This window comes from Chamaesiphon sp. OTE_8_metabat_110 (assembly GCF_031382685.1).
In the GTDB taxonomy this organism is placed as follows: Bacteria; Cyanobacteriota; Cyanobacteriia; order Cyanobacteriales; family Chamaesiphonaceae; genus Chamaesiphon.
In genome coordinates, this window is the sequence record NZ_JANMZA010000637.1 from 1 (window position 1) to 8,396 (window position 8,396).

Here is an 8,396-nt window from a genome sequence, read left to right on the forward strand (position 1 = left end):
AACAGCACGGGTGCATCGAATCTGCCTGCCGTAATAATTGACTTATCGTAAGATAAAGCGTGTTCCCAATCGAAGGCAACCGCTAATTCTTGGTTTGTCACGATCGAAGCCACCGTTTATGCTCAGGTTAATTTAATTTTACTACAGCGATTTTAGTCAAGATCCGTATGCAAAAAGATTACACTCATTTACGTAGTGTCTCCACAGGAGCATCGATAAGATTTGCGATATGATGGGGACTTCTAAGCCGACTCTTTAATTCAAATTCTATCGAGAATCCGATCGGTGAATAATAACGATACAAAACGAATTTCACGATTGACGGCGATCGTTACCCAATTGCAGACTAAAAGACTGGTGACTGCACCCGAACTTGCCGCCAAATTTTCAGTAAGTGTCAGAACGATTTATCGAGACATTAGGGCATTGGAACAAGCGGGCATTCCACTTTATGTTGAAGAAGGTAAAGGCTACAGCCTGATGGAGCATTATCGGCTTCCGCCTGTGATGTTTACCGAAAGCGAAGCAAATGCTTTAATCATTGCCGAACAATTAGTTCTAAATAATAAAGATTCCTCTTTGATAAAAGATTATTCGGCAGCGATTGATAAAATTAAATCTGTGTTAACTCTAAATATCAAAGATAAAGCCAACTTACTTACCGATCGAACACAATTTACCCAGATCGAGAATATCGAACGAACGAGTAGTAATTTGTCGATTCTACAATTTGCACTGACCAACTTTTTATTGACAAAAATCGAATATGTAAATGAAGTCAATGAGACTACAGATAGAACCATCGAGCCATTTGCTTTATTGAGCGTGCGATCGAATTGGTTATTGGTGGCGTGGTGCCTGTTGCGTCAGGAGTTTAGGTATTTTCGACTCGATCGGATTAAAAAAATAGAAATACTTTCCAAAACATTTACTCCTCACGATCTGACCTTGCAAGAATATTTCGACCGATACCACTGATTTTTGTTCGAGCACCCCTGACATAGGGTTGTCATTACTCCATCCTATACTGGTGGCACATCCTTAAAAGTACAGGAAATATCGAATGATGATTAATGCAATTTCAGCTTTAAATTGGTTTGGAGTGCTATTTGCTTTTGTTGTCTACTTTTTGCTTGCTGTTGTTTGGTATACGGTTCTGTTCAAAAAACAGTATACGATTTCATTGGGGAAAGAGAATGAGCCACAACAAAGTTTGACTCCTATTTTCATTGTAGGGCCAGCAATCTGTACCCTAATAGTTACACTTACTAGTGCGATTTTGATGAATGCTCTGAACGTAGAGTCTTATCAAGATGCACTGGTGTTTGCGATAGTTGTGGGATTTGGTTATTTAGTTGCCAATACCGTCGATATCGCCATTAACCCGAATATTCCCCGACCACTCCTTTACGGAGCAATCAGTGGTTCCTATCATTTAGTTGGTATTTTGATGGTGAGTATGATTCTGGTTTCAATCAGATAGCGATCGTGCAAAATTTGGGGTGATATCCGGAAACTTTCTGGAGATCGCGCTATTATGGAGCGATATTCGGAAAGTTTGGACGAGTCATCAGAGTTTGCACCGATCTTTTTCCGGATATCATCCCCATTTTCAGGGAATAGGCGAAAAGTTTCCGCCTAATAAATAGTTAGACTGCTTGAGATTTCACGATGGATAAAATACCTGAAGACATGCGTGCTTTCATTGATTTGCGGATTCGGGAAGGCTTCGATTCAGTCCACGAAATTATTGAAAGTGCTTCACACTATGCGCTAGAAACACTCGAACGCAGTAATCTACGTACAGAAATTAACCGCGTCGTTGCTGATTCACTGGTTAAATATCGAGCCGAGCAGGGTACTTGGGGATCCCTAACAGACTGCGATCGCTTAGACAAAGCATTTGCATCTCTTAACTGCCAAGGTATTGTAGCTCGACAAAACTTCAGTTGCTGTAACAACTGTGGATTTACCGAAATCTGGGATGAGGTTGAGCAGGAAGAAAAGCATCAATCGATTGAAGGATATGTCTTCTACCACTTGCAATTCACTGAACGAGCAATTAAAACTGGGCAACTGCTGCTCGCCTATGGGTGCATTGAGGAAGAGGAAACAGATCTTACAAGAGTTGCCAACAGGATTGTTGTAGAGCTTCGACGGTTTGGATTGGATGCAAAATGGCAAGGGTCGGCTGACTACCCAATCATTGTTGAAAATATCATGTGGCAGAAACGACGCTAGAATAAGTGGCGAAACTAGTCTTTAGGCCACAAATAATTGCGTAAGCAATACTGATGTTGCCAAAACCTGATGTCGATCGATTTCGGTAATCGATCGCGATTTGAGGAATTGCAATAAATGGTCGATCGATTCTGATGATAGAGTTGAGAGGTACAAATAATAGTCTTCCAGTTCCAAATGCCAATACCTCAAGTCGTCATTGATACTAATGTCATTGTTGCTGGGTTGAGGTCTAGACGTGGTAATGCATTTCAGTTGCTGTCACTCATTGATACAGAACAATTTGACATACACTTGTCAGTACCTCTTGTACTGGAATATACGGAGGTTTTGCTACGGGAGCTACCAAATCTCTATCTAAATCGTGATGAAGTCGATGACCTAATCGATTTCTACTGTGCAGTGGGAGTACCTCATGAAATTTTCTTTCTGTGGCGACCATTCTTGCGCGATCCAAAAGATGAGATGGTACTGGAGCTTGCAGTTAAAGCAGGATGTGAGAGTATAATTACATATAACACCCGTGACTTTGCAGGTATTGAGCAGTTTGGCTTGAAGCTACTTGAGCCTTCAGAGTTTTTGCGCCTGATAGGAAAGTTGCCATGAGTATTGTTCGAGTTCAGATTCCTGACTCATTACACAAAAGTCTATCCGATCTTGCTGGTCGTGATGGGATTTCTATCGATCAGTTTATATCTACTGCGATTGCCGAAAAGCTCTCAGCTTTGATGACCGAGAATTACCTCAAAGATAGGGCTGGAAGAGGTAATCGGGCAAAGTATGAAGCAATCTTAGCAAAAGTTCCCGATGTGGAGCCAGAAGAATATGACAGGATACCGACTGTCTAACAAGCCCGTTGCACACCGACCGTATTGATTTTCTTCGTTAAGTCCGAAAATTTACTGGCGGCGGGTGAACGGGGGCGTTAGACAGAATTACGATCGATCGATTCCTTTAAGGGAGATGTAACATAGCCGTTTCTAACTGAAGATCGCTCCCAAAGACCCTAAATGGGTTCTATAAATTGAAAAGAACTTTCAACCCCTCTTGAAGCTCGGCAGGCGATCGACCCAGTAGATTTTCCAGGTCGGGGCTGACCTTTGCTTCCTGACCGTTTTTGATGTCTGTGAGAAAACCTACGACCCGCTGCACCATAATTTCCGGTACGCCACGCTCTTTCATTTGCGACTCAAATACCGATTTTTCAATAGATATATAATCGACCTTCTTACCTGATAAATCAGACAGGGTATCTGCAACATCTTCAAAAGAATATGATTCGCTGCTTGTAAGTTGGTAGATGCGGTTACTGCGATCGCCTTCTAACAATACATTTGCAATCGCTTCTCCCATTTCGCTTCTCAGGGCAAAAGCAACTCGTCCGCGCTCGGTTGGTAAATTAATCCCCGTATCAAAAACTTTTGCCCCCACGAACTGTGGAATTGTATCCATATACAAGACATTGCGAAATAGAATATAGTTCAACCCACTCGCTTTGATGCAATCTTCCGTCTGAAAATGACCCTTCATCAACTTGTTTACTAAAGTGTTGGGATCTTTCAAATTCCGACTGGTGTAGGCGATACATTGAACCCCAGCATTTTTAGCGGCATCTACGACATTTTGGTGTTGCCGCAGGCGATTTTCTTCATCCGTTCCAGCGATAAGTAATACTATTTCGATCCCCTGCATTGCATTGTCAAGCGAAGCTGGATCGTCGTAGTTACCGACGCAGATGTTTACACCTTTTTCCTTTAAGGCAGATGCTTTACTTTCGTCGCGCACGAGTGCGGTAACTTGGTTTGCAGATGTCTTTTTCAGTAGATGGTTGATTACTGCTGTCCCTAACTGTCCGGTGGCTCCTGTTACTAAAATCATGATTGCTCTCCTTTGTTTAGTTTTGTTTGTATTTCGATCGCTATGATCCAGTCGCATCCACATGAGGTCTAAACGTCCAGTTGATGCGTTCGCCAACCGGACGAGCGGTTTTCGGCACCGCGTGAACCCAGTCTTCTTGACAGCCAGGGAGCATGATTAATAAAGACCCACTCTCTAGCTGGTAGTCAGCGGTTTGCCCGCTCTCCTTGTGCCGCAGCTTAAATTTGCGAGTACTACCCAAGCTTAAAGAGGCGATCGCGGGTCGTTTACCGATTTGAGGGAAATCATCAGAGTGCCAGCCGATCGAGTCTTTGCCTGTGAGATAGCGATTACCGACGGCAAAATTGAACTTAAATCCACTCAATGCGTGAATGCGATCGCGGGCTTCTAGCAGGAATTCCGGCCAGGGAGCCGCCTTAATTTGGGTATCGCGATATGCGTAATGCAGGTCGTCGCCAAAGAGGGATTCCTCACGCGGTACGGGAATTAATTTGCCATACATGTTGATTTCGCCCCGCGTCCATGCCAGTTGCTGAGACTTTTGAAACCAATCGAGGTTATCTAAAGAGTTGAGAAAATTTGGGTAAAACAGAACGGGTGGCTTTATTTCGGTTAGCCAACTAGTCATGCTACATCTCCTGTGATTATTAATCCTTTATAAATGTCAGAATAGTAAATAGTTAACTTAGAAAATAAGGAGTAATGCTCATTGGACGAGATCGATTGGGATGAGTTTACTAAGGTTGAGCTTCGCGTTGGTCGCGTTATAAATGCCGAGCCATTTCCTGAAGCCCGCAAACCTGCCTACAAGTTGCTGATTGACTTCGGCGAGGAGATCGGAATCAAAAAGTCCTCCGCACAAATAACAAACCTTTATCAACCTCAAGAGCCGATCGACAAGTTGGTAGTTGCTGTGGTCAACTTTCCCAAAAAGCAGATCGGTTCCTTCATGTCTGAGTGTCTGGTTACTGGGTTTTGTAACGAGAGCGGAGAAGTCGCGCTGTGTGTGCCCGATCGACCTGTTCCTGTTGGCACAAAACTCCTTTAAATGAACTGCTATTTCTTTACTGATATGCACCGAGGGCTGCAATTGAACCTGACGATTCTCGTTCCGAGAGGCTACGCCAACGGCACCATCAGAAACATGGGCATTGCTGGCTTGGGGTATGATTTAGCGACCGCCGCTAAGGCGGCGCGCAAGCTTCGAGCGGTATTCGCATTGTTCGATCGCAACTATTAATTGATTATTTTTCTATTTCAGCAATACCGGAAGCGCAAGCGGAGCGAGCAAGCCATGATGGGGGATTTCTGGCACGATCGTACCTGGTACGAGCCGCATCGCTGGAAAACGCTTTGCAACGCGGGTGACTGCCTCACGCAATTGCAGACGAGCGAGTAACGGCCCGATGCAATAGTGAGCACCGTAGCCGAACGTCAAATGCTGGCGGGCGTTCCCACGCGGACATTGGAGTTTTTCCGGCTCGTTAAATAGAGCGGGATCGCGGTTTGCCGCACCATAAGATACCCAGACGATCGCACCCTGGGGAATGGGTACACCGCCGACAACAGTATCCACGGTGACACGTCGATATAAGCCCATCACCGATGTATCGTGGCGCAAGAGTTCATCGACGAGATTGTCGGTATCCATCGTACCTGCGGCGATCGCATCCCAATATTCACGCCGCTCCAACAGCGAACGTAAAGCATTAGCGATCGTATTAATCGTGGTTTCGTGTCCGGCAAAGAAAACGACAGCAACGTCCGCGACTAATTCATCTTCTGACAAATCGTTTTCCCCAGCAGCGCGACCCGCGACCAACGCGGAAATCAAACCCTCATCTGGCGTTATGGCTTTTTGAGCAATCTTTTCGCGCATGTAGTTATCCAACTCCCGCAAACCTTGAGCTGCGGCAACTTGCACCTCGACAGGTAAGCCTGGTGTCTGGAAAGCAATCAGCGCATCCGACCAGCCACTCAACTTCGCAGCATCTGCCAGGGGCACACCCAGTAAACGGCAGATCGTTTTCAGGGGTAACGGTTTGCACAAGGTCTGGAGCAGGTCGGTTTGAGTGCCGGAAGTCTCGATCGCATCGAGCATATCTTCAACATCGGCAATCACAGTCGGAGCGAGTGCCTGAGTGCGCTTGGGCGTGAACGCCGCCATCAACGGGTCGCGTAAGCGGCTATGGAGCGGCTTGTCTACGTTAATCGGGTTGTAAGCAAACAGTGGCGATGAAAGTGAATAAATTGCACTAGCTTCAGGTGCGATATGTAGTCCCGCGCTAAAAGCCTCGGACGAGGCGAAGGTCGCGGCATCGCCTAAAACGTCGTGAACTTCTTGCCACCGCGTCACGGCGTAAACATGCAGTGCGGGTAGGAATGTCACGGGAGCTTCCTCACGCATCTGCGCCATCAGCGCGAATCGATCGGCGGTAAATTGCGGGTTACTCGGATCGAACTGTTCGGCGGCGGTTGGATGTGACATTAGGTTGATGGGTTGCTTACGAATAGTATTGACAGCATATTGTCAATACTCGCATCCTAACTGATTGACAGTATATTGTCAATCGTCAATTTGCATTCTCTGAGTAATTGCTTCTAGAAGCGTTACAGCACGCGCGATCTGTTGTTCGTCAAAGTCTTGGGCGATCGCATTTGTCGATTGCCATTCGCGCTCTAACGCATCGTGATATGTCGATCTACCTGCGTCCGTGAGCAGCAAGTGCATCGCGCGGGCATCCCCAGGATTTTTGACGAACTCAACCAGACCATCCCTAGCCATGTCGTCAGCGAGTCGTTGGACGGCTTGCCGCGTTAAGCCCATATACCGCGCTAATTCGCTGACAGTGACTGGCTTTTCCAGTGCGAATAGATCGCTGAGTGTTTGCCATCGAGCATTGGTGATGCCCGTACCTTTCATTAGGCGTGTGCCAGATTTTTGCACCGTTGCGTTCATCCGAATTACGGCGCGAATCAGATCGGTTAAAGCGTTCGATGCAGGCGTTTTTTTGTGATGGTAAAAAGGCACGTTCTTGTTTCCCGCAATTCGGGCAGCGATTTGACAGAGCCAACGCTACGCGATCGGATTATCGGTAAGCATTGCGCTCTACTTCTGTTGATACCACGATCTCGGAGTCTTGTCAGGGAGTCACGCTCGCCATTCCAATCCAGATATCCAGCTAACCAGCAGAGAGCTGTGCCACCATTTCAGCACGAGAGGAGACTTCCAGCTTCCGAAACATGCGCTTGAGAGCTTGCTTAACAGAATTTTCAGTAATCCACAGCTCAGTACCAATTTCGGCATTCGTGCGCCCCAAAGCAACTAGTTCGACAATTTGCAATTCACGCGCTGTCAATAGCTGAATTTTGCCAGATGGGGATAACGATTTTCCGGCGGAAACACTAGGCGACCGCGTTGTTGCCGCCCACATCGATAAGTGCAAACAAATCCCACTCAAATCGGCGAGATTTTGGGTGTCGAAAGCAGGCATCGACTTATCGCGAGTGCAACCTGCCATACCTACCAATTGACCCCGAACGACAATTGGCCCCGCCATTACATGCCAGTGATCGGGACGCGGACAAATCATCTTCCAAACCTTGGGTGATGTCACCAATCCTTCATGTACGGGTGCGTGACGCTCTGTAAGATAACGGGCGACGGGATTAAACTCGATCGATAGGGCAACCTTGAGAATTTTCTGAAGGTTAGGGTTTAACTGTGAAAATTGGTCGAAGAAAAAAACACCCGATCGATTAGCTGCAAAGTGTTCGCCTAGTTTTGACGTGACATCTGCTTTTAAATTTCGTTCGTCTTTGACCGAATCGATCGCTGTGAATAAAGGCTGTAAGGAGGCAACCATAGTTTCAAAAGAGTACCCGATCGAGGACTATGCGCGGGCAGGTTTCCACTTTTATTATAGACACATCAGCTTTATTACTTTCATCACTAGGAAATCAGTTTATGACTAGCTCCCCAAAATATACTCTTGGTTTAATCTTTTATCCCGGCATGACAGCTCTCGATATTATCGGGCCACAGCAGGTTTTAAGCCCGCTTCCTGGTGTCAAGACTTATCGGATCTGGAAAACGCTCGACCCTATTACAACCGACGACGGTATGGTGGTTTTACCAGATACCACCTTTGACAATTGCCCCCGCTTGGATATTATCTGTATCGGTGGCGGGATCGGACAGGCGGCAGTAGAAGACGATCCAGAGCTACTAGCATTTCTACGGAAGCAAGGCAGCACCGCTAAATTCATTACTTCTG

General features: G+C 46.2%; 13 protein-coding genes. 8 read left to right on the plus strand and 5 right to left on the minus strand.

The genetic code is table 11. From position 1 onward, the window contains the following. Window positions 1–285: 285 nt before the first annotated feature. From RMO52_RS22980 to RMO52_RS23000, 5 genes are all read left to right on the plus strand, one after another. Entirely contained in the window at window positions 286–978 is a 693-nt protein-coding gene (locus tag RMO52_RS22980) for a YafY family protein (RefSeq protein WP_310418978.1), read from the plus strand. Between the two features lie 85 nt (window positions 979–1,063). Next, the gene (locus tag RMO52_RS22985) at window positions 1,064–1,483 is read left to right on the plus strand and encodes a DUF1761 domain-containing protein (protein ID WP_309740194.1); all 420 of its coding nucleotides are present in this window, start codon (window positions 1,064–1,066) and stop codon (window positions 1,481–1,483) included. A 188-nt stretch (window positions 1,484–1,671) separates the two neighbouring features. Beyond that, window positions 1,672–2,241, plus strand: a complete 570-nt coding sequence (locus RMO52_RS22990) for a DUF6891 domain-containing protein (RefSeq protein ID WP_309740196.1) — start codon at window positions 1,672–1,674, stop codon at window positions 2,239–2,241. Window positions 2,242–2,418: 177 nt separating this feature from the next. After that, window positions 2,419–2,847: a putative toxin-antitoxin system toxin component, PIN family gene (locus tag RMO52_RS22995; protein WP_310418980.1), complete on the plus strand. Its 429-nt coding sequence runs from the start codon at window positions 2,419–2,421 to the stop codon at window positions 2,845–2,847. Beyond that, a complete protein-coding gene (locus tag RMO52_RS23000) occupies window positions 2,844–3,089 on the plus strand; it encodes a toxin-antitoxin system HicB family antitoxin (protein WP_309740199.1) in 246 nt (81 codons plus the stop codon). Before RMO52_RS22995 ends, RMO52_RS23000 begins: the two co-directional genes overlap by 4 nt. A gap of 169 nt (window positions 3,090–3,258) precedes the next feature. Here RMO52_RS23000 and RMO52_RS23005 read toward each other — a convergent pair whose 3' ends face one another. Beyond that, a complete protein-coding gene (locus tag RMO52_RS23005) occupies window positions 3,259–4,119 on the minus strand; it encodes an SDR family oxidoreductase (RefSeq protein WP_310418983.1) in 861 nt (286 codons plus the stop codon). 40 nt (window positions 4,120–4,159) lie between these two features. After that, window positions 4,160–4,747, minus strand: a complete 588-nt coding sequence (locus RMO52_RS23010) for an alpha-ketoglutarate-dependent dioxygenase AlkB (RefSeq protein WP_310418986.1) — start codon at window positions 4,745–4,747, stop codon at window positions 4,160–4,162. Window positions 4,748–4,828: 81 nt separating this feature from the next. On the opposite strand from RMO52_RS23010, the gene RMO52_RS23015 reads away from it, so the two are divergent. Together RMO52_RS23015 and RMO52_RS23020 are read left to right on the plus strand one after the other, a co-directional pair. Then, window positions 4,829–5,167, plus strand: coding sequence for a tRNA-binding protein (locus RMO52_RS23015; protein ID WP_309740204.1), 339 nt, complete (start codon window positions 4,829–4,831; stop codon window positions 5,165–5,167). Beyond that, window positions 5,168–5,359 (plus strand): hypothetical protein, encoded by a 192-nt coding sequence (locus RMO52_RS23020; protein WP_310418989.1) that lies wholly within the window; start codon window positions 5,168–5,170, stop codon window positions 5,357–5,359. Window positions 5,360–5,371: 12 nt separating this feature from the next. On the opposite strand, the gene RMO52_RS23025 is transcribed toward RMO52_RS23020, so the two are convergent. The 3 genes from RMO52_RS23025 to RMO52_RS23035 form a co-directional block, all read right to left on the minus strand. Further along, a complete protein-coding gene (locus tag RMO52_RS23025) occupies window positions 5,372–6,607 on the minus strand; it encodes a cytochrome P450 (RefSeq protein ID WP_310418993.1) in 1,236 nt (411 codons plus the stop codon). A gap of 78 nt (window positions 6,608–6,685) precedes the next feature. After that, window positions 6,686–7,150 (minus strand): MarR family transcriptional regulator, encoded by a 465-nt coding sequence (locus RMO52_RS23030; protein WP_309740208.1) that lies wholly within the window; start codon window positions 7,148–7,150, stop codon window positions 6,686–6,688. A 151-nt stretch (window positions 7,151–7,301) separates the two neighbouring features. Beyond that, on the minus strand, window positions 7,302–7,985 hold the full coding sequence (locus RMO52_RS23035) for a helix-turn-helix transcriptional regulator (protein ID WP_310418996.1): 684 nt from the start codon (window positions 7,983–7,985) through the stop codon (window positions 7,302–7,304). 101 nt (window positions 7,986–8,086) lie between these two features. Here RMO52_RS23035 and RMO52_RS23040 point away from each other — a divergent pair. Continuing rightward, the coding region (locus tag RMO52_RS23040; protein WP_310418999.1) for a DJ-1/PfpI family protein at window positions 8,087–8,396 on the plus strand (310 nt) is incomplete at its 3' end.